This window comes from Salinigranum marinum, assembly GCF_024228675.1.
GTDB classification, from domain to species: Archaea; Halobacteriota; Halobacteria; order Halobacteriales; family Haloferacaceae; genus Salinigranum; species Salinigranum marinum.
The window spans coordinates 2,163,145-2,184,387 of sequence record NZ_CP100461.1 but is presented as its reverse complement, the minus strand read 5'-3'; the positions used below and the strand labels follow the sequence as shown (position 1 = coordinate 2,184,387).

The 21,243-nt window shown below is 68.9% G+C and carries 18 protein-coding genes; 12 read left to right on the top strand and 6 right to left on the bottom strand.

Annotated elements, in window-relative coordinates; translation table 11 throughout:
* Positions 1-21 precede the first annotated feature (21 nt).
* The gene (locus tag NKJ07_RS10775) at positions 22-1,302 is read left to right on the top strand and encodes an NAD(P)/FAD-dependent oxidoreductase (RefSeq protein ID WP_318566831.1); all 1,281 of its coding nucleotides are present in this window, start codon (positions 22-24) and stop codon (positions 1,300-1,302) included.
* A 67-nt stretch (positions 1,303-1,369) separates the two neighbouring features.
* Here the strand turns inward: NKJ07_RS10775 and pdhA are convergent, their stop codons facing one another.
* Both pdhA and NKJ07_RS10765 read right to left on the bottom strand, forming a co-directional pair.
* Complete coding sequence (gene pdhA / locus NKJ07_RS10770; RefSeq protein ID WP_318566830.1) at positions 1,370-2,455, bottom strand: pyruvate dehydrogenase (acetyl-transferring) E1 component subunit alpha; 1,086 nt, start codon at positions 2,453-2,455, stop codon at positions 1,370-1,372.
* A 494-nt stretch (positions 2,456-2,949) separates the two neighbouring features.
* Positions 2,950-3,669 carry a metallophosphoesterase gene (locus tag NKJ07_RS10765; RefSeq protein WP_318566829.1) on the bottom strand — a complete coding sequence of 240 codons (720 nt, stop codon included), beginning with the start codon at positions 3,667-3,669 and terminating at the stop codon, positions 2,950-2,952.
* Positions 3,670-3,760: 91 nt separating this feature from the next.
* Between NKJ07_RS10765 and NKJ07_RS10760 the strand changes: the two genes are divergently transcribed.
* Entirely contained in the window at positions 3,761-4,549 is a 789-nt protein-coding gene (locus tag NKJ07_RS10760) for a DUF7839 domain-containing protein (RefSeq protein WP_318566828.1), read from the top strand.
* A gap of 31 nt (positions 4,550-4,580) precedes the next feature.
* On the opposite strand, the gene NKJ07_RS10755 is transcribed toward NKJ07_RS10760, so the two are convergent.
* Positions 4,581-5,198 (bottom strand): J domain-containing protein, encoded by a 618-nt coding sequence (locus NKJ07_RS10755; RefSeq protein ID WP_318566827.1) that lies wholly within the window; start codon positions 5,196-5,198, stop codon positions 4,581-4,583.
* A 637-nt stretch (positions 5,199-5,835) separates the two neighbouring features.
* Between NKJ07_RS10755 and NKJ07_RS10750 the strand changes: the two genes are divergently transcribed.
* The 3 genes from NKJ07_RS10750 (at position 5,836) to ppsA (ending at position 8,743) form a co-directional block, all read left to right on the top strand.
* Positions 5,836-6,012 carry a DUF7501 family protein gene (locus NKJ07_RS10750; RefSeq protein WP_318566826.1) on the top strand — a complete coding sequence of 59 codons (177 nt, stop codon included), beginning with the start codon at positions 5,836-5,838 and terminating at the stop codon, positions 6,010-6,012.
* 92 nt (positions 6,013-6,104) lie between these two features.
* Complete coding sequence (locus NKJ07_RS10745; RefSeq protein WP_318566825.1) at positions 6,105-6,353, top strand: DUF8075 family protein; 249 nt, start codon at positions 6,105-6,107, stop codon at positions 6,351-6,353.
* Positions 6,354-6,436: 83 nt separating this feature from the next.
* The gene (gene ppsA / locus NKJ07_RS10740; RefSeq protein WP_318566824.1) at positions 6,437-8,743 is read left to right on the top strand and encodes a phosphoenolpyruvate synthase; all 2,307 of its coding nucleotides are present in this window, start codon (positions 6,437-6,439) and stop codon (positions 8,741-8,743) included.
* Positions 8,744-8,751: 8 nt separating this feature from the next.
* Here the strand turns inward: ppsA and NKJ07_RS10735 are convergent, their stop codons facing one another.
* A complete protein-coding gene (locus tag NKJ07_RS10735; protein WP_318566823.1) occupies positions 8,752-10,314 on the bottom strand; it encodes an ATP-binding protein in 1,563 nt (520 codons plus the stop codon).
* Positions 10,315-10,601: 287 nt separating this feature from the next.
* Here NKJ07_RS10735 and NKJ07_RS10730 point away from each other — a divergent pair, with 287 nt between their 5' ends.
* The gene (locus NKJ07_RS10730; protein ID WP_318570442.1) at positions 10,602-11,150 is read left to right on the top strand and encodes a YqaA family protein; all 549 of its coding nucleotides are present in this window, start codon (positions 10,602-10,604) and stop codon (positions 11,148-11,150) included.
* 98 nt (positions 11,151-11,248) lie between these two features.
* Positions 11,249-13,318, top strand: coding sequence for a methionine--tRNA ligase (gene metG / locus NKJ07_RS10725; RefSeq protein WP_318566822.1), 2,070 nt, complete (start codon positions 11,249-11,251; stop codon positions 13,316-13,318).
* Between the two features lie 47 nt (positions 13,319-13,365).
* On the opposite strand, the gene NKJ07_RS10720 is transcribed toward metG, so the two are convergent.
* Complete coding sequence (locus NKJ07_RS10720) at positions 13,366-14,145, bottom strand: cytochrome b family protein (protein ID WP_318566821.1); 780 nt, start codon at positions 14,143-14,145, stop codon at positions 13,366-13,368.
* Between the two features lie 143 nt (positions 14,146-14,288).
* Here NKJ07_RS10720 and pyk point away from each other — a divergent pair, with 143 nt between their 5' ends.
* From pyk to NKJ07_RS10700, 4 genes are all read left to right on the top strand, one after another.
* Entirely contained in the window at positions 14,289-16,070 is a 1,782-nt protein-coding gene (gene pyk / locus NKJ07_RS10715; RefSeq protein WP_318566820.1) for a pyruvate kinase, read from the top strand.
* A gap of 73 nt (positions 16,071-16,143) precedes the next feature.
* Positions 16,144-16,422 (top strand): DUF7312 domain-containing protein, encoded by a 279-nt coding sequence (locus tag NKJ07_RS10710; protein WP_318566819.1) that lies wholly within the window; start codon positions 16,144-16,146, stop codon positions 16,420-16,422.
* 688 nt (positions 16,423-17,110) lie between these two features.
* The gene (locus NKJ07_RS10705; protein WP_318566818.1) at positions 17,111-18,445 is read left to right on the top strand and encodes a hypothetical protein; all 1,335 of its coding nucleotides are present in this window, start codon (positions 17,111-17,113) and stop codon (positions 18,443-18,445) included.
* 77 nt (positions 18,446-18,522) lie between these two features.
* Positions 18,523-19,131, top strand: coding sequence for an NfeD family protein (locus tag NKJ07_RS10700; protein WP_318566817.1), 609 nt, complete (start codon positions 18,523-18,525; stop codon positions 19,129-19,131).
* A gap of 8 nt (positions 19,132-19,139) precedes the next feature.
* On the opposite strand, the gene NKJ07_RS10695 is transcribed toward NKJ07_RS10700, so the two are convergent.
* Positions 19,140-19,496: a 4a-hydroxytetrahydrobiopterin dehydratase gene (locus NKJ07_RS10695; protein ID WP_318566816.1), complete on the bottom strand. Its 357-nt coding sequence runs from the start codon at positions 19,494-19,496 to the stop codon at positions 19,140-19,142.
* 202 nt (positions 19,497-19,698) lie between these two features.
* Between NKJ07_RS10695 and NKJ07_RS10690 the strand changes: the two genes are divergently transcribed.
* The gene (locus NKJ07_RS10690; RefSeq protein ID WP_318566815.1) at positions 19,699-21,243 is read left to right on the top strand and encodes a TrkH family potassium uptake protein; all 1,545 of its coding nucleotides are present in this window, start codon (positions 19,699-19,701) and stop codon (positions 21,241-21,243) included.

The following is a 21,243-nucleotide window of genomic DNA, read 5'->3' as shown; positions in this document are numbered from 1 at the left end:
CCGCCCCCCGAAGCCCGCCGCATGGACGAAGAGCGATCCGTCGTGGTGTGTGGCGCGGGACTGGCTGGGCTGGTCACGGCCCGTCGCCTCGCGGCCGCCGGCGCGGACGTCACCGTGTACGAGGAACGCGAGCACGTCGGCGGCCGGGTCCGGTCGCGGACGCACGACGGCTTCACGCTCGACCGCGGGTTCCAGGTGCTTTTCACCGCCTACCCCGCCGCCCGCCGGGAACTCGACTTCGACGCCCTCGACCTCCGCACGTTCACCCCCGGTGCCGTCATCGCCCGTGCCGGCGAACGGTCCGTTCTCTCGGATCCGTTGCGCGATCCGACGGCCGCCTTCGAGTCGCTGTTCAACCGCGAGGTGACGACGAGCGACAAGCTCCGAACCCTGGCGCTCAGACAGGACCTCGGGACGCGTTCGCTCGACGAACTGTTCACCGGGCCGGACACGACCATCCGCGAGTACCTCTCCGACTGGGGTTTCTCAGCGAAGTTCGCCGAGAACTTCGTCGCCCCGTTCTACGGTGGGATCACGCTCGACCGCTCGCTGTCGACCTCGAAACGCGTCTTCGAGTACACGTTCCGGATGCTCGGCGACGGGTCGACGGCCGTCCCGGCCGACGGGATGGGGGCGATCGCCGACCAACTCGCCGCGAAGGCGCGGGCGGCGGGTGCCGACGTGCGGACCGGAGCGACGGTCGAGGCGGTCGATGGGGACGGCGACGGGGCGACGGTCCACGCCGACGGCGAGACGGTCGACGTCGACGCGGTCGTCGTCGCAACCGACCCTCGGACGGCGGGGGAGCTGACGGCCGTCGCGTCGATCCCGACGGCGGCGCGCCCGTCGACCACCCAGTACTACCGGCTCCCGGGCGGAACCAGCCTCGGAACGAAGAAACGGATCCTGCTCAACGCGGCGTCGGCGAGCCCGAACGCGGTCGTCCCGCTCTCTGAGGTCGCCCCGGAGTACGCCCCCGCCGACGCCGAGTTGCTCAACGCGACGTTCCTCGGCGAGGAGCCGCTCTCGATGGACGACGACGCGCTGGCCGCGGAGACGCAGGCGGCGCTGGAGTCGTGGTACCCCGAGCGGCAGTTCGGCGGGCTCGAACCGCTGGCGACGGACCGGATCGAGTTCGCGCAGTTCGACCAGCCCCCCGGGATCCACGACACCCTCCCGGATGCCCGTGCGCCCGACGGGCGGGTGTACCTCGCCGGCGACTACACCCAGTGGTCGGCGATCCAGGGCGCATTGGAGAGCGGCCGGGTCGCGGCGCAGGCGGTGCAGGCCGACCTCGCGTAGTCGGTCATCTGTTCAGTCGAGTCGACTCCGGATCCCACCCGAACGCACGGCACGGGGACGCCGAGGACTAGTCGCGCAGAAACGAATCGCGGCCGTGTTCGTCCAGGGCTCGCTCGAACGCCTCGCGCTGGGCGTCGATGCCGGGCGTGGCGTCGGCGAACGCGTCGTCGAACATCGCTCGCGGGTCCGGCTCGAACGATTCGGCCTCGTCGATGACCCCCGCGACCGTCTCGCGTGCCTCCGCCTCGATCTCCTCGATGACGGTATCGTCGACGAGGTCGCGGTCGCGGAGGAACGTCTCGTACCTATCCAGGGGATCGCGCTCGCGCCACCGCTCGACCTCCGCCTCGTCCCGGTACGCCGAGGGATCGTCCGCCGTGGTGTGCGCGCCGAAGCGGTACTGGACCGCCTCGACGAGCGTCGGGCCCTCGCCGCGGCGGGCGCGCTCGACGACGTCACGCGTGACCCGGTACGTCGCGAGCGGGTCCATCCCGTCGACTCGAACGCCCTCGATGCCGTACGCGTCGGCCTTCGCCGCGAACGTCTTGGCGGCGGTTTGTCGCTCGGCGGGGTGGGAGATCGCCCAGCCGTTGTTGTTACAGAAGAAGACGCAGGGCGTCTCGAACACACCGGCAAAGTTGGCGGCCTCGTGGAAGTCCCCTTCCGAGGTCGCCCCGTCGCCGAAGTGACAGACGACGACCGTGTCGTCGCCCTTCAGCTTCGCCCCCCACGCCATGCCGACGGCGTGGGGGATCTGGTCCGCGATGGTGATGTTGAGCGGCGCGACGTGCTGGTCGATCAGCGAGGCGTTTCCGGCCTCGTGGCCCATCCAGTAGGTGAGATACGCCGCCGAGAGGCCGCGGACGACGACGGCACCGTGTTCGCGGTACTGGTAGACGATCCAGTCGTCGTCGGCGAGGGCGTGGGTCGACCCCACCTGCGACGCCTCCTGTCCCGCGGCGGGGGCGTACGTGCCGATCCGGCCCTGTCGCTGGAGGCTCACCATCCGCTCGTCGAAATGCCGCGTCAGTTTCATGTCGCGGTAGATGGCGAGGAGGCGCTCGTCGGCGAGGTCGGGAACGTCGCCGACGACGCGTCCGTCGGGGTCCAGCGTGCGAACGAAGTCGGCCTCGGCGTAGTGGTCCGCGCTCACGTGTGGGGGTGTCGTGGGGGGCTATTGAACGTTCGGCTCTCGTCCATCGACTCGTTCGTGGCTCTCGTGCACGTCGATCGGTGTGACTGGACTCGTGCACGTCGATCGGTGTGACTGGACTCGTGCACGTCGATCGGTGTGACTGGACTCGTGCACGTCGATCGGTGTGACTGGACTCGTGCACGTCGATCGGTGTGACTGGACTCGTGCACGTCGATCGGTGTGACTGGACTCGTGCACGTCGATCGGTGTGACTGGACTCGTGCACGTCGATCGGTGTGACTGGACTCGTGCACGTCGATCGCCAGGGCAGTTATGCCACGCCCTCCCCAACCGATTCGCTCCCTCACTCGCTCCGCTTCGTTCGGTCGCTCATCCCTCGCACGACGTCGTCGCGGCACGGAGGCCGCGACGGCCGCGCGCCACCGCAACGGCAGCTGTGGAGGGCCCACGGGAGCGAACGCGCGCTCGTTCGTCGTCCGGGCGCCCCAGACCTACAACAGCCTGCGGAACCGCCCCAGCGGCGGAAAGGTCAGTGCCTCCTCGGCCGACTCGTCCCACACGACCGGCCGAAGCGCGTCCGCGTCCCGGACCAGCGGCGACTGGAAATCCCCCGCCCGCATCCCGTTGACCGACACGCCCGCGGCCACTCGTGAAAACGCCGGGAGCATCAACAGGTCCGCTCCTCGATAGCACTCCTCGCCGTAGAGGAAACACGGGCGTTTCTGCCCCTCGATGGTGATGGCGGGGTGGTCGTGGCCGACGACGTACAGCCCCGGATCCAGGTCTCGCCCCCCGCGCTCCGGCTGCTTGTGGCCGTGACACACCACCACGTCGCCCGTCTCGCCGCCGTCGAGGACGTACGCGTCGTGGACCGCGCCGTCCCACGCGGTCGAGAGCATCGCGTCGTGGTTGCCGACGACGAGCACGGGGCGAGCCCCGGCGTCGCGGCACACCGCGGCAAGGCCGGCGAGCGTCTCGGTCGCCCGGCGGGAGACGTGACCGAACGAGTGGAGCACGTCGCCCGCGACCACGACCGTCTCGGGCACGACGCGGTCGACGAGCGCCCCGAGCCGCTCCGTGAGGTCCGCGCGCTCGCCAAGGGGGACCTGTACCTCGCTGGCCTCGGCCCGGCCGACGTGGAGATCGGCGACGACGAGCGCCGAGGGCCCGGGGAGGTAGACAGCACGGTCGCGGAACGCGGCGTCGAGCACGTCGGAAGCGTAGGCGAGGGCGGACAAAAACCGCGCGGCCCGAGCAACGGCCGACAGTATAGTTTTACCGCCGCCGTCCCTCGCCACGGGTATGAGTAAGGCTCTGGAGGACAAGCGGACCGCGACGCGCCTCCGCGTGCTCGTCGAGATCGCCGACCGCCAGCCGGCGGTGAGCCAGGGCGAGATCGCCGACGCGGTGGGCGTCACCTCCCAGGCCGTGAGCGAGTACATCCGCGATCTCGTCGACGACGGCTTCGTCGAGAAGGAGGGTCGCTCGCGCTACCGCGTCACGAAGGAGGGCGTCGATTGGCTCTTCCGCGAGGTGAAGGCGATCCGCCGGTTCACCGATCACGTCACGGAGGACGTGCTCCAGTCCGTCCAGGAGGACGCCGCCCTCGCGACGGACCGGATCGAGGCGGGCGAGACGGTCACGCTCTCGTTACGCGAGGGGCTCCTCCACGCGACCCCGGGGGACGCGGGACCGGCGACCGGGACCGCGACCACGTCTGCCGAGGCGGGCGCGGACGTCTCGGTCACCGGCTTCGAGGGGGTCATCGAGATGTCACCGGGCTCGGTGGCGATCTACCAGGTGCCGCGGGCGCGCAACGGCGGGAGCCGCGCGGTCGGCACCGACGCGCTTGGCGCGGTGGTCGACACCACCGGGTTGGTCGTCGCCGCGGGCGTCGAGGCGGTCGCGGCGCTCCGACGAATCGACGCGGAACCGGCGGTTCGCGTCGCGGCCGGAGCCGTCGCTGCGGAGGCGGCGACGAAGGGTCAGGACGTCGTGGTGGTCGCGAGCGTCGACGAAGTGGGTCGCGTGACCGACACGCTGCGCGACCGTGACGTGACGTACGAACTGGTCGACACGGCCGGGAGCTGAGGCGAGCGTCGCGGCGGGCGCCGGAGACCGATTACGCCTCGACCGCGGCGCTGTCGGCGTCCGCGTGGTCCCGCGCCGTCGCGTACGCGTCCTGGAGCCGTTTGAACTCCTCCCGGTCGCCCCCGTGGTCGGGGTGGGCCTGCTTGATCTTCGTGCGGTACGCCGACCGAACCTCGTCGGCGGACGCCGCCGGTTCGAGGTCGAGTTCGGCGAACGCGGTGGTGATCGGGTCGGTCATCACGGGGTCGGGTTCGAGTTCGGGCACGTCGAAGGGGAGCCGACGACCCAGCCCACGCCCCGGCATCTCGTGTTCGCAGAGCACCGTGTACGTGCCGGCCTCCTCGATGCGGAAGTACGCCTTCGCGTCGAACGTGATCGCCACGTCGCGCTCGGGGAGGTAGAAGGCGACCGTCTCGCCGTGGACCGCGTGGTCCTCGAAGAAGCGCTCGTCGATGTCGACGAGGTACTGACGGATCTCACCGCGGCGACGAACCGTCCCGTCGATGCGCCGACCCCTCTCGACGGACGACGCCGGGAACAGCCGGTCGCCGACGACGAAGACGACGGCGACGCAGCAGGAGGCCGCAGAGCCGAGCACCACCCCGGCGAGTAGCCACGGCGGGAACAGGGACAACCACTCCGGAAGCACGTCTGTGGCTTGGCGTCCACGGTAAAGAAGCTCTCGGCGTGGGGTCGTCGGGGCGTACGGCTCCGTCGTCCGTCGCTCGTTGATCCCTGTGACCCAGGGGGTCGCCCGGTCGGCTCGCTGCGGGAGGATCATCGTGATCCCCCGAGGGGGCTCACGGTGACGATCGGTGGTCGGTGGTCAGTGGTCGGTAATCGACGGTCGGCGGTCAGTAATCGGTGGTCGATGCGGCTTCGACACAGTCGGACCCGGGCAGTCGGGCAGCGGTCAGTCCGCGCCGTGTCGCGGGACGTGACGACAGTCGGTGCAGCCCCACGAGCCGTCGGTGCACACGAGGAGGCCGCCGCATTCGGGACAACGGTACGTTTCGGTTGCGGTCTGCTGTTGCGTTGCCATTGCCGGAACGCAGTCGGTCGGATAATAAGAAGGTTCGTATAATATTGGCTTCAGAATATTAGGACATACAATATCGTTCGAGCGCGTAATTGAGCAGTGTTTGGGACTCTCCCGTTCACACCGACGCGATCTCACGCCCGACAGTCGAATTCTGTCAGATCTATATTATTGGTACATAATCTCAAAAGTCCTAGTATGATGTTTAGCCAAAGAATAAGTACTCCTCACCGACTCACGTCCGCGTATGGCAACGACCGAAACGTGGGGCGACCCTGACCGCTGTCCGTTCTGTGGCGAGACGCTTACTTCGCCCGGTGCCGGCTTCATCGCACACGTCGCGGAACGACCGGACTGCGAGGAGGCGTTCGGGACCTGGCGGACCCGCGTCAGCGAGGACGTCGCCGGCGGCTGGATCGGGTGAGCGATACCGAAACTGCCGACGCGACCGGTCGGCACGGGCACGGCGAGCGTGCGACCACAACCGGTTTGTGGCCGTGAACCGATCGGTACCGTGTGAAGCCGATCCGGTTCGAGGCGGCCGACACCGACGACTACACGCAGATCGGGGAGGGACTCACACGCATCGCCCGCGCGACGGGGCGGCTCGAAACCGGCCACGACGTCGGCAAGTACGCCCTCCGACACGACGACGGCTGTGCGGTCTGTGGAACCGCCGTCGAGGCGGGCGACGCGTTCTTCCTCGACCCCGAGACGGGGGACCTGCGCTGTGTCGACCACGGCCCGGCACCCCCCGAACAGTAGTACTCGGGGGCGAGTTAACGATATTCGCCGTTTGACAGGTCCGGAACCTTCTTTACCGACTCCCGGGACGCATCAGACACACAATGGCAGTGCTCTGGTTGGACGAGGTGCGGTCCGACGATCTAGCGACAGTGGGGGGGAAAGCGGCTTCTCTGGGCGAACTCACGGCGGCCGGCCTGCCGGTTCCGCCAGGGTTCGTCGTCACCGCCGGAACCTACCGGACGTTCATCGAGGACGCTGGAATCGACGACGAACTGTTCGCGGCGGTCGACGTCGACTCCGAGGACTCGAAGGCGCTCTCGCGGGCACACGAGCGGGCCCACGAACTCATCGTCGAGACGCCGCTCCCCGAGGACGTCAAGACGGAGGTCCTCGACGCCTACCGCTCGATCGACGACGGGGCGGCGTTCGTCGCCGTCCGTTCCTCCGCGACCGCGGAGGACCTCCCGGACGCCTCCTTCGCTGGCCAGCAGGAGACGTTCCTCAACGTTCGGGAGGACGACCTCCTCGACCGCGTCAAGGAGTGCTGGGCCTCGCTGTTCTCCCAGCGGGCGATCTACTACCGCAACCAGAAGGGGTTCGACCACGACACGGTCGACATCGCGGTCGTCGTCCAGCGGATGGTCGACGCCGACAAGTCGGGCGTGATGTTCACCTCTCACCCCTCGACGGGCGAGCCGCGAATCATCATCGAGGCGGCGTGGGGGCTCGGCGAAGCGGTCGTCTCCGGGGCTGTCTCGCCCGACAACTACGTCGTCAACCGCGCGACCCAGCGCACCGAGGACGTGACCGTCGCGGACAAGAAGTTGATGCACGTCAAAGACGCCGAGACGGGCGAGACCGTCGAACGCGAGGTACCCGACGACCGCCGCGAAGAGCGGGTGCTCTCAGACGAGGAGATCGCTCGGCTCGTCGATCTCGGCGAGGAGGTCGAGACCCACTACGGCCAGCCGCAGGACGTCGAGTGGGCCATCGTCGACGGCGAGGTGTTCATGCTCCAGTCACGCCCCATCACGACCATCTCCGACACCGCGGTCTCGAACGTCGAGGACGTCGGCTCGGGGGTCACGGACGGGGAGACGGGCGACGCCACGGCCGGCGACGGCGAGACCGCGGTCGGCGAGGTGCTCCTGCGCGGCCTGGGGGCGAGCCCGGGAATCGCCTCCGGTCCGGCCCGTATCGTCACCAAGCTCGACCACCTCGATCAGGTGGCGGAGGGGGACATCATCCTCGCCGAGATGACGATGCCCGACATGGTGCCGGCGATGAAGCGCGCCGCGGGCATCGTCACCGACGAGGGCGGAATGACTTCCCACGCGGCCATCGTCTCGCGGGAACTCGGCGTGCCGGCGGTCGTCGGGAGCGGCTCGGCCACGCGCCAGCTCGACGACGGCCAGCCGATCACTATCGACGGCGACAAGGGGACGATCCGTGAGGGCGTCGAGTCGAAGGAGAAACAGCGCCAGCCGGTCGAGGACGCTCGGCCGAAAACACCAGTGAAGCCGATGACCGCCACGGAGGTGAAGGTGAACGTCTCGATCCCCGAGGCCGCCGAGCGGGCCGCGGCGACGGGTGCGGACGGCGTCGGCCTCCTTCGGATCGAACACATGGTGCTCTCGCTGGGCAAGACCCCCGAGCGGTTCATCGACGACAACGGCGAACGCGCCTACGTCGACGAGATCATCGAGGGCGTCCGGACCGTCGCCGACGAGTTCTACCCCCGACCTGTCCGCGCCCGGACGCTCGACGCTCCCTCCGACGAGTTCCGCCAGTTACAGGGCGGCGAGGACGTCCCCCGCGAGCACAACCCGATGCTCGGCTACCGCGGCATCCGGCGGTCGCTCGGGAAGCCACGGGTGTTCAAGCTCGAACTGGAGGCGTTCCGGCGGCTGTACGACATGGGCTACGACAACCTCGAAGTGATGTTCCCCCTCGTCAACGACGCCGAGGACGTCATCCGCGCCCGCAAACACATGAAGGAGGCGGGGATCGACCCCGACAAACGCGAGTGGGGCGTGATGATCGAGACGCCCGCCTCGGCGCTCCAGGTCGAGGAGATGGCGCATGCGGGGATCGACTTCGCTTCGTTCGGTACGAACGACCTCACCCAGTACACCTTGGCCGTCGACCGCAACAACGAGAACGTCGCGAGCGTCTACGACGAACTCCACCCGGCCGTGCTGGAACTCATCGGGTCGACGATCGAAACCTGCCGCGAGCACGGCGTCGACACGAGCATCTGCGGGCAGGCCGGCTCGAAGCCCAAGATGGTGCAGTTCCTCGTCGAACACGGGATCTCGTCGATCTCCGCGAACATCGACGCCGTCCGCGACGTCCAACACGAGGTCAAGCGGGTCGAGCAGAAACTCCTCCTCGACTCCGTGCGCTGAAAGAGTCGTCAGTCCTCGACGGTCACGCACGGGAACGTCGTGGTGACGACGCTTCCGCGGGGCGTGCGGGGTTCGACCGTGACGTTCCCGTCGAGCGAGGTGACGAGGCTACTGACGACCCAGACGCCGAGCTGGGAGCCGTGACGGATCGGGTGTTCCTCCAGGCCGCCGGTGAGGAGGCGGCGGTCCTGTTCGGGGATGCCCGGCCCGTCGTCGACGACGCGGACGGAGACCCGTTCGTCACCCCCTTCGTGGACGCGGACGACTTCGACCCGAACCCACGGGTCCTGTGAGTCGTTGTGGACGATCGCGTTCTCGACGAGTTCGTGGACGACCAGCGAGAGCGACTGCGTCCCCTGGACGACCGCCACGGCGGGGAGCGTCGTCTCGATGACCGCACGCGGGTGGCGGTCACTCAGTCGTTCGGTCACTTCCGAGACGACCGACACCACGTCGATGGGCGTCGTCGGGCGGTCGTCCGCGCTGACCTCGCGGTAGCGACGCGCCTGTTCGCTCAACGAGAGCAGTTCGCGCGCGGCCGCCCCGATCGTCGTCGCCGCGGTCGCCGTCTCGTCGTCCCGCGCGCTCGCCAGCGCGGCCGCGTGTCCGAGGATGATGTTCGCCTTGTTCCGCAGGTTGTGCCGGAGGACCCGGTCGAGGACGTTGATCCGCTGTTTGTAGTGTGAGACGTCGTAGTGGACGACCGCCGCCCGGACGGGATCGGCCTCGAGCGGGATGACGCCCATCGAGAACCATCGCTTCTCGTGCTGGCCGTGACAGGGGTACTCGACCCGCTCGCCGGTGCTCTCGCCGTCGATGACGCGGCGGATGGCCTTGGCGGCCGCCGCCGAGAACCTGTCGTCGCCCCGCTCGCAGGCGTCGAAGTAGCTCGTGCCGACGTCGACATCGTCCGAATCGCGCTCGTTCTCCACGCCGAACTCCTCCCACGCGGGGTTGACGAGCCGGACGACGCCGTCGCCGTCGAGGAGGGCGACGGGGAACGGGACCGCCGACAGCGAGTCGATGCGGTCGGCGGTCGAGCTTCCGGCCGCCGAACCGGCGGCGTCGGTGCTCGCGGCGTCGGGGGGGTCGGGAGCGGAGCCGTTACCCGCCGGTCCGGCGGCGGTGGCGTCGGGAGGACCGGCGCTATCGTCGGGCGGGGCGGCGGTGGCGTCGGCGTCACGGCTGGCGTCGGCGTCACGGCTGGCGTCGGCGTCACGAACATCGTCGGTATCGCCGGTTTCGGACGTCGTCGCGCTCGCGACCAGCCGCGCGAGTGTCGGGTCGAGTACCGGGATGCCGGCGTCGTCCACCCAGTCGGGGACGGACAGCTGTGTCGGGGCGAGGACGTACACGTCTCCGGTGAGTGAGTCGAGCCACGGTGGCGGGGTCGCGTCGAGGACCCCGGCGTCGACGACGACCCACTCCGCCGCGGGAACGTCCCCGTCCGCGCCGAGTGTCGCCGCCGATCGTGTCAACACGCTGTCTGTCTGAATGTCGACAAACGTCTCGGTGTGACCGACGCGGTCAGAGATGTACAACAGGGTGCCGCGACGTGTCGACGGGAGCATGGATGTCGGTGCTCACGCTATTTATTTCGCCTGCCAATATAATGATGCCGACAAACAGTCGTTTGGGCGAATTTCTCTCCAGGTAACACTTGTTCGGGCGGTCGGGTCGACCGGTGGGGGCTCTCGCCGTCGGCTCGCACCGCCGCCGGAATCGGCCGTCGCCCCTCGGTCGGTGTCGCCCCCGCACGACAGTCGGTCCACTCGTCGGTCGACGGTGATGGAAAATCTCAAGACTTAGGTCGGCGGTGGCCCCACTCTTGGTCGTGTCCCCCGCGGCCCCGATTCCGATCGCCGCCGACCCACTCCTGCTGGCCGCGTTCACCGACAGCGGGTGGTTCGCCTCGCTCGTGCGGACGGCGACGGGCTGGCCGGGGCTCGGCATCATCTTCGGCTACTCGTTCCTCATCGCCTTCGCTCTCCCCGGCGTGAGCGAGATCGTGTTGCTGGCACCGTTGAACCTCGGGCTGCCGGGATGGGTGAACACGACGCTCATCATCCTCACGTCGGGCGTCGGGAAGGCCGCGGGGAGCGTCTTCGCGTTCCACATCGGCCAGGAGGCCAAGGAGTCCGGGCCGGTCATCCGCGCCCTGCGTCGGTCGCCGATCGACGTCGTCGCGTGGTCCGAGAAGAAGACCGTCCAGCTCGCCCAGCAGTACGGCTACGGCGGGCTCGCTATCGCGCTCTGCGTGCCGGGCTTTCCCGACACCCTGTCGATCTACGCCTTCTCCGTGCTCGAGGAGGACTACGCGAAGTTCGCGCTGGCGACGTTCGTCGGCAGCGTCGGGCGGCTCGTCGTGACCATCGTCGGCGTCGAGGCGTTCTTCTACCTGTTCTGAGTCGGCCGCTCGGTTCGACGCGAGCGCGATGGACGGTCGTGACGCGGCCGTTCGGAAACCAGCGGCCTTTAGACTCTCACCCGTTTCATACCCAACACATGAGCCACGAGGACTTTCCCACGGACAGTCCGGCGGTGGTGACGTGTGGGTTGCCGTACGCCAACGGCGACCTGCACATCGGCCACCTGCGGACGTACGTCGGAGGGGACGTCTACGCACGCGCCCTCCGGAAACTCGGCCAGCAGACCGCCTTCGTCTCGGGGTCCGATATGCACGGTACGCCCGTCGCGGTCAACGCCGAGCAGGCGGGCGTCACGCCCGAGGAGTTCGCCCTCTCGTACCACGAGCGCTACGCGGAGACGTTCCCGAAGTTCAACGTCGAGTTCGACAACTACGGCCACACCCACGACGAGACCAACACGGCGGTGACGACCGACATCGTCAGTCGGCTCGTCGAGGGCGGCCACGTCTACGAGAAGGAGATCAAGGTCGCGTTCGACCCGGTCGAAGAACAGCCCCTTCCGGACAGATACGTCGAGGGCACCTGTCCGTACTGCGGCGAGCACGCCCGCGGCGACGAGTGTGACGAGGGCTGTGGGCGACACCTCGAACCCGGTGAGATCGAAGACCCCACGTCGACGCTGACGGGCAACCCCGCCGAGTACCGCGATAGAGTTCATAAATTCTTCCGCGTCTCCGACTTCCAGGAGTACCTCCAGTCGTTCATCGGTCGGCTGGAGGGGACGTCGAACGCCCGCAACCAGCCCCGGGAGTGGATCGAAGGCGAGCTCAAAGACTGGTGTATCACCCGCGACCTCGACTGGGGGATCGACTACCCAGAAGCGGACACCGACCTCGTGCTGTACGTCTGGGTCGACGCGCCCATCGAGTACATCTCCTCGACCAGGCAGTACACAGAGCGCGTCGGCGCAGACGAGTACGACTGGGAAGACGTGTGGAAGGTCGACGGCGAGATCGTCCACGTCATCGGCCGCGACATCATCCAGCACCACACGGTGTTTTGGCCCGCGATGCTCCACGGAGCCGACTTCAACGAGCCCCGGGCCGTGATGGCCAGCGGCTTCATCACGCTCAACGGCAAGGGCTTTTCGACCTCCCGGGACCGCGCCGTCTGGGCCGACGAGTACCTCGACGAGGGCTTTCATCCCGACCCCCTGCGCTACTACCTCGCGACGAACGGCGGCTTCCAGCAGGACGTCGACTTCTCGTGGGACCGGTTCCGCGAGCGCGTCAACAACGAGCTCGTCGGGACCGTGGGTAACTTCCTCTACCGGTCGCTGCTGTTCGCGTACCGGGAGTTCGGCGGGACGCCCGACGCCGAGCTTTCGGGGGAGGTCCGCGAGCGGATCGACGAGGCGGTCGACGACTTCCGTGCGGGCGTCAACGACTACTCCATCCGGCAGGCGGGGAACGCAGCCGTCCGGCTCGCGGGGTTCGGCAACGAGTACATCCAGCGTCACGAACCGTGGAAGCTGGCCGACGACGACCCCGAGAAGGCGCAGGTGATCCGCGACTGCGTCCAGATCGCGAAGGCCGTCGGCGTCCTCTTCGAGCCGATCGCCCCCGACGCGATGGAGCGGCTCTGGGCGAGCCTCTCGGAGCCGGACTCGGTCCACGACGCCGAACTCGCCGCCGCGCTCGCCCCGCCCGCGGACGAGTTCGGCGAGCCCACCGAACTGTTCGAGAAGATCCCCGATGAGCGGGTCGAGGAGCTGAACGAGAAGCTCCAGGCGCGGGTCGAGGAGGCCGAAGCCGCGGACGCGGACGACGCGACAGAGGCCGGGGATGACGCCGACGCTCCCGTCGCGGACCTCGAACCGCTCGCCGACGAGCGGATCAGCTTCGACGAGTTCCAGGACCTCGACATCCGCGTGGGGCGGGTTCTCGCGGCCGAAGGGATCGAGGGTGCGGACAAACTCGCCCGCCTGGAGGTCGACATCGGCGTCGAACAGCGGCAGGTCGTCGCGGGCATCAAACAGCTCCACGACCTCGACGCGCTCGTCGGCGAGCGCGTGGTGATCCTCGCGAACCTGGAGAAGGCGGAGCTGTTCGGCGTCGAGTCGAACGGGATGCTCTTGGCCGCGGGCGAGGAGGCGGACCTCCTGACGACGCTCGGCGACGCGGTGCCGGGCGAGAAGGTGCGGTAGCGCCACTCTCGCTTCTCGTCGTCGACTCGCGCCACCCCGCCGCGGCGTTACTTCGGCGGACGCAGGCGGTAGTATCGGCGGTTGAGGTCGTACGTGTACCCCTCGCGCATCGTCTTCAGCACCGCGTAGGCGACGATCCCCGCGACGATCGGGAGGAGGAACGTCAGATCGAACAGCAACTTGGCGTCCATGGGCACGAGGTTCTGGACCGACAGCACGGAGATGCTGAACGCGAAGACGACGCCGCCGATGCCGACAGCGGCCCAGAACGGCTGCTCGACGGGTCTGCGCGCGCTCCCTTTGTTGAGGAAGGGAACGATCGCGATGATGCCGACGACGACCAGGTTGGCGACGACGCCGAACGTCCGGTCGGCCATGAGCTTCTGCCCGCCGAGGACGGCGAGTTCGGGGTTGAGCGGGTCGAGTTTGAGCAGGCCGAACGACCAGTACAGATACCAGTCGGGCAGGATCACCGGCGGGGTCGTCGAGGGGTCCGCCGGCGGGCCGATGTGCGGCGGCATCGTCGCCGACAGGAAGAGGATCATCCCCACGAAAAACGACGCGATCGAGGCGTTTCGCACCGTCTCGTGGGGCCACGTCGGGAAGCCGAGCACGTCGCGTTCGACGTACGTCGACGCCTGACGGAGCGTCTGGTCCTCGTACCGCGCCCGCTCGAAGTACTCGTACGTGAGCCGCGCGAGCCCCGTCGTTCGGGCCTTGCGCTCGGCCCACGTCGGCGTCTCGTCGTCCGGCGATACCGGGCGTACCAGCCCCCCACCGTCGGTGGCCGGGGGGGTCTCGGGGGACGGCGAGTCGTCCGGCTCCATACCGATCAGAAGGCGGCCAGCGGAGATAAGCCGCACGTGCGCGGAGGGAGAACGACACGGTTTCCGGAGCGTTCGTGAGAGACTTTTACTCGCTCGGGGGTTCCATCGCCGGTCTTTTTATCTGTTCGAGTGTACCTGCACGCATGAGAAACGCGAAAATCGTCTGTACGCTGGGACCGGCGTCGGACGACGAGGAAACAATCGGAGCGCTCGCGGAGGCCGGAATGTCGGTCGCCCGGCTCAACGCGAGTCACGGAACCGTCGAACACCGATCGGCGGTGATCGACCGGATCCGGGCAGTCGACGCGGAGAGCCAGACCCCGCTGGCGGCGATGATCGACCTCAAGGGGCCAGAGGTACGAACCGCGCCGCTCGAGGAACCGATCCACCTCGAAACCGGGAGCGAGGTCCGCTTCGTCGAAGGCGACGAGGCGACGCCGACGGAGGTCGGCCTCTCGTACTCGATCTCGGCGGCGACGGCGGGCGACGTCATCCTGCTCGACGACGGTCGCATCGACGCGACCGTCGAACGCGTCGAGGGCGACGCGGTCGTCGCCCGTATCAACTCCGGCGGCGACCTCAGCGGACGCAAGGGCGTGAACGTCCCCGGCGTCGACCTCGACATCGACCTGATCACCGAGGGCGACAGCCGGAACCTCGAACTCGCCGCCGAGAAGGAGGTCGACTTCGTCGCCGCCTCGTTCATCCGCTCGGCGGGCGACATCTACGCCATCTCCGACTTCCTCGAAGAGCACGGCGCGGAGATCCCCGTCATCGCGAAGATCGAACGGGCGGGTGCCGTCGAGAACCTCGACGAGATCGTCGAAGCCGCCTACGGCGTGATGGTCGCCCGCGGCGATTTAGGGGTGGAGTGCCCGCTGGAGGACGTGCCGATGATCCAGAAACGCACGATCCGCAAGTGCCAGGCCGCGGGCGTGCCGGTCATCACCGCGACCGAGATGCTCGACTCGATGGTCCACGCGCGCCGGCCGACGCGCGCGGAGGCCTCGGACGTCGCCAACGCGGTGCTCGACGGCACCGACGCGGTCATGCTCTCGGGCGAGACGGCCGTCGGCGACCACCCCGTTCGGGTCGTCGAGACGATGGCCCGGATCGTCCAAGAGATCGAGGCGAGCGAGGAGTACAGCGAGAGCCGCGAACAGCGGGTCCCGACGGCCAGCACCGACTCCCGAACCGAGGCGCTCGCCCGGTCGGCGCGGTACCTCGCGCGCGACGTCGGGGCGTCGGCCGTCGTCGCGGCGTCCGAGTCGGGGTACACGGCCCGGAAGACCGCGAAGTTCCGCCCCGGCGTCCCGGTCATCGCGACGACGCCGAAAGACCGCGTTCGCCGCCAGCTCTCCATCTCCTGGGGGATCGACGCCCGCTTCTCCGAGTACCGCACGAGCGCCGCCGAGGTCATGGACGACGCGGTCACCGCGGCGCTCGACGCCGGGGTCGCAGAGAGCGGCGACACCATCGTCATCCTCTCTGGGATGATGACCGAACTCGAAGAGACGAACACGACGAACATGCTGAAAGTGCACGTTGTCGCCGAATCGGTCGCCAACGGGCGGAAGATCGTCGGCGGGCGGGTCGCCGGCCCGCTCTACCGGACCTCCGACGGCGACCTCACTGCCGTCCCCGAGGGCGCAGTGTTGTACCTCGGAGCGGACTTCGACGGGGAGTTCGACGGCGACGCCCGCAAACTCGCCGCCATCGTCGACGCCAGGCCCGGCCTCACGGGGTATCCAGCGATGGTCGCCCGCGAACTCGACATCCCGATGATCTCGGGCGCGCCCGTCCCCAACGCGATCGAGGACGGGACGGTCGTCACCCTCCACGCCGAACGCGGCATCGTCTACGAAGGCGACATCCTCGCCACCGAGGACCGCGACCGCCAAGCCATCGTGAACGGCCAGGCGTGACGGCCACCCCGCCCGGCGATCCTCGCGTCCGAGTGCGGTAGGCCTTTGCCGTTCCACGACGAACTCGGGGGCAATGGCACAGTCCGGTCCCGACAGCGAGACGGACGACACCTTTCGGTCGCGCGTCGACGACGAGCAGTCCGACACCGACGCGACTGACGCGGCCGATCCGACCGACGGCACGGTGACCGAAGAGAGCGAGTGGCAGTTCGGTCTCGACGAGGTCGGCCCCGACGGGATCGTCGAGTCCGAACCGGAGCCGCTCGAACCCGGCCGTCCCTCCGCCGAGAACGTCTTTTTCATCCTCCTCGGCATCGCCGTGACCGTCTTCCTCCTGTCGACCGTCGTCTGACCGCCGCCGACCGGCAGCGGAGGCATGCCGGTCGTGCGACGAACCTACCGGCGGCGAGAACCCGATGGTTGATGTGTCCGGGTTCTTTGGGCCGAACCATGGTCCTCCGCACCGCCTCCAGACGAGACCTCCTCCGCGCCGCCGCGAGCGTTGCCGTGGTGGGCGTCGCCGGCTGCAACGAGACGATCACCGGCGGCGACTCCGAGACCCCGTCGCCGACGGAGACCGTCCAGCCGACGCTCGACTACGACGCCGTGACCGTGCGGAACCCCGCCGCCGAATCGTTCGTCGGATACGGCTCCGAGGACGAACCGGACGAACTCCTCCGCCAGCCGCTCGCGACGGCCGCCGACGCCGACCGGATCTCTTTTGCCACCGCTGTCGGGGGGATCGACGAGGCGCGGTCGTTCCTGCGCGAGACCGACTTCGAGCGGAGCGTCGTCCACGTCTCCGAACACCGGCTCTCGGGGTGTCGAGCGCTGGAAGTCGACTACGTGACCACCGAGGGAAACTCGTTCGACCTCGACTTCTGCTCGCCGCTCCGCCCCGCCGACGTCGCCTGCGACGTNGACGACCGCGCGGTCGTCGCCGCGTTCGTCCGCTTCCTGATGGCGACCGACGACGTCGGCCCGTACACCGTCGGGAGCGGTGGGAACTGTGAACGGCCCCGCCGACGGGAGGGGGAGTCGTGAGCGACGTCGATCCGACGCGCCGGTCGGTGCTGCTCGCCGCCGGGCTGGGCGTCGGCATCTCCGCCGTGTTCGCCCTCGACGACGGCCGTCCGGCGGAGCCCGACGTGTCGTACGGTGGTGACGCGTTGCGGGGGGTCGTCGACATCGGCACGCCGACGATCCCGCGGACGTTCCCGGTCGAGATCGGCGCGGACCACGTCGCGGCCAACCGCAACCGGGCGCGGTCGTTGCTCGCGTCGGCCCCCGAAACTCCCGATATCCCGAACGAGGCCGCCGCGCGCGAGTACACCGAGCGCTACGAGGAGGCCGTCGAGGCGCTGGAACGGGCCCACGACGCACAGAGCCCGTACGAGCGCCTCGACGACCTCCAGTCGGCCCGGTGGTACGCGGCCGACGTCAGCGCCGTCTACGCCGCGTTCGAGGGCGAGGTGACGCGTGAGGACGTGCTCGCACGGCGGGAGCCGGTCCGCGAGCGCCTGGCAGGGCTCCGCGACCGGTGGCGGTACGTCGGCGACGACCTCGCGGTCGCGCTCTCGGTGCACCGCGAACTCGAATCGCGTGTCGACTACGCCGAGCGGACGCTCGAACGCGTCGAGAGGGATGGCCGGCCCGACGAGAACCACGTCCTCCACGTCGGATCGATCGCCGGCACCGTCGAACTCGCCCGGACGGCCGCGGAGAACGCGACGTACTACTACGACCGATTCGTCGAGGGACTCGCCGCCCCGCGCCCGCTGGGCGGCGTCTTCGATCGGACCGCCCGGGTGCTCGTCGCGGACGCCACCGCGCAGTGTCCGGATCCGCGCTCCGACGGGTGGGAGTCACGGTTCGACCGCGACCTCGCACACACGGTCGCCCGTCCCCTGCTCCGGGGGGCGTTCTCGGAGGTCGAGTGGCGCTGTCGCGACGCCGACGAGGCCCGCGAGCGGCAGGGCGTCGCGACCACCGTCCTCACCGCTGCGACGCTCGACCGCGACCTCCGGGCGCTCGACCGCGTCCGGCGGGCCGTCGACCGCGGCAGGTACGGCGTCCCCCGATCCGTCGACCCGGTCCGCCGCGAGAAACTCGACGCGCTGGCGGCGGTCGAGACGGCCCGCGATGCGGCCCCGGAGTCGGTGGCATCAGGTTGGGCACGCGGGGCCGTCGGAGACGTCCAGTTCGGCGACCGGGAGCTCACGAGCGCGGTCGAACACGACAGGCTCGATGCCGACCAGGTCGCGGAGGCGACCGCCAGCTACGCCTGGGGACGGGCGCGGAGCGAGGTGACCCCCGGTGCGCTCTCGCGGCTGACTGGCGTGCTCGACGCGGCCGCGACGGACGCCGAACGCTGAGCGGGTGGGCGACGGTCGCCGGACGCGGACGCCGGTCGTGAACAACCCTTAATCGGCGTCCGCCCCTACGCCTACTCATGCCGGTACCGCCCCTCCCGATGCAACTCGACCTCCTCGGTCCCGAGACGCTGCCGCTCCTGCTCGTCCTCGCGGGGCTTGGGCTCTCGGTGGCGGAGGCCATCGCCCCCGGTGCGCACTTCGTCGTCCTCGGCGTCGCGCTGTTGCTCGCCGGCGTCGTCGGCCTCCTCATCGGGCCGTTCGCGTCGCCGCTCGTCCTCGGTGTTCTCGTCTTGCTGTTCGGCGCGCTGTCGCTGTACGGCTACCGCGAGTTCGACATCTACGGCGGGAAAGGAACCGCAAAAACGAGCGACTCGGACGCGCTGACGGGCTCGTTCGGCCGCGTCACGGAGCGCGTCACCCCGACGATGGGCGAGATAAAACTCGAGGGCGGCGGCTTCAACCCCTACTACTCGGCGCGGTCGATGGACGACGAGATCGACGTGGGAACCGAGGTGATGGTCGTCGACCCCGGCGGCGGGAACGTCGTCACCGTCACGCCCGTCTCCGAGTACGAAGACGAGATCGACCGGGAACTGGCGCGGGGGCGACAGAACGCGAACGCGACGGTCGACGCTGGAGACGGCGAGGTCGACCGAGAACACGAGACCGAGACCGAACCCGGCTGATCACCCCCTTATGAGTCGGGCGCGTGCTCCTCGTGGATGCGGTCCATCCGCGCGGCCATCACGAAGTCGGTCTTGTGTAGGCCGTCGATCTTGTGGGTCCACATCTCGACGCGCACCTCGCCCCACTGGAGGTGGATGTCGGGGTGGTGCCACTCCTCTTCGGCGAGTTCGCCGATCTCGTAGGTGAACTCCAAGGCGTCGCGGAAGTCGTCGAACGCGTACGTCCCGTCGAGGTGGTGCTCGTCGACGACCTCCCAGACGTCGTCGTCGATCTCGGCGAGATACTCCGCGTACTCCGCGGCGGTGAGCGGTTCGTCCTCCGAGGTGCACGCCTCACACGGCTCGTCAGCGAGTTGGGTCGCCATGCGCCGTGGTACGGGCTCACAGCTTGTATGAGCCCCGGTTGCGGCACGTCTGATCGGCCCCCCGACGGGGACCGTCTCAGTCGGGCGGAGACGCCGTCCGCGGCTCCCGCTCGCGGGGCCGACGTCTCGAACCCTCCTGTCGCCCCCCGTATCGGCCGAACGAAACGTTTTCGGCCCGACCGAACCGACACACGGCGCACGAATGGGTTCACTGTTCGGCGGGTACGTCGACGTCCGGGCGAGCCTCCGGGTGGTCGGCTCCGTTCTCAAGCGCATCGCCCTCGCCCCGCTGTTCCCGGCCCTCGTCGCGATCTACTACGGCGAGAGCCCGCTCCCGTTCCTCGCGATGTTCGCCGTCACTGCGGGGATCGGCGTCGGGCTCGAACGGCTCCACCCGCGCACGGAGATCGACCACCGCGAGACGTTCCTCGTCGTCAGCCTCACGTGGCTCGTCGTCCCGCTGGTCGGCACCATCCCGTATCTGATCGCCGGGCAGGGAACCGTCGCCGACCCCGTCAACGCGCTGTTCGAGTCGATGTCTGGGTTCACGACGACCGGCGCGACCGTGCTGGGCGAGATCTCGTTCGACCGCCACACCCGATCGATTCTGCTGTGGCGACAGTTCACGCAGTGGCTCGGCGGGATGGGACTCCTCGTGCTCATGATCGCTGTCCTCCCGGAGCTCTCCGTCGGGGGCGCACAGCTCATGAACGAGGAGTCCCCCGGACTGTCGATCGAGAAGCTCACGCCACGGATCCGCGAGTCTGCGAAAGTCCTCTGGAAGATCTACCTCGGCTTCACCCTGGCCGCCGCGGCGCTGTACTACGCCCTCCACCTCGCGGGCCTGGCACCGAACATGAACCTCTACAACGCGGTCGCTCACGCGCTGACGACGCTTCCCACCGGCGGGTTCTCGCCGGAGGCCCGGAGCGCCGAGGCGTTCTCGCCGGCCGCACAGTGGGCGATCATCCTGTTCATGATCGTCGCGGGGACGAACTTCGCCCTCTACTGGTACGCGCTTCGGGGGAGCCCCGAGCGGTTCGTCGGCAACAAGGAGTTCCGGAGCTACCTCGGCGCGATGGGCGTCGTCGGCCTCCTCTTGGCGGGGCTGTTGTTCGCGGGGGTCGGGCTCGGGGTGGTCCCGACGAGCGTCGCGACGATCCCCGGCCACACCGAGCGGGCGCTCCGGCACGGGCTCTTCCAGTCGGTCGCCGTCGTCACCACCACCGGCTACGCGAGTATGGATTTCAATACGTGGGACCAGTCGACGCAGGTGATCCTCCTGTTCGCGATGTTCCTCGGCGGCTCGGCCGGCTCCGCGGCGGGGTCGGTGAAGATCGTCCGCTGGTACGTCGTCCAGCAGACGGTCGCCCGGGAACTCTTCACCACGGTGCATCCCGAGGCGGTCCGACCGGTTCGGCTCTCGGACGCGCCGATCGACGAGGACACGATCCGGAGCGTGATCGTGTTCGTCATGACGTTCCTCGCCCTCTTCGTCGCCTCGACCGTGCTGGTCTTCCTCGACGGGCTCCGGACGGGGCTTGACCTCTCGGCGCTCGAAGCCGCCAGCGTCGCGATCGCGACGCTCGGCAACGTCGGGCCGGGGTTCGGGCTCGTGGGCCCGATGAACAGCTTCCTCCCCTTCTCGGACGCCGCGAAGCTGTACATGGTGGTGCTGATGTGGATCGGCCGGCTCGAAGTGCTGTCCGTCCTCGTGATCTTCACGCCGTCGTTCTGGCGGCGGTGA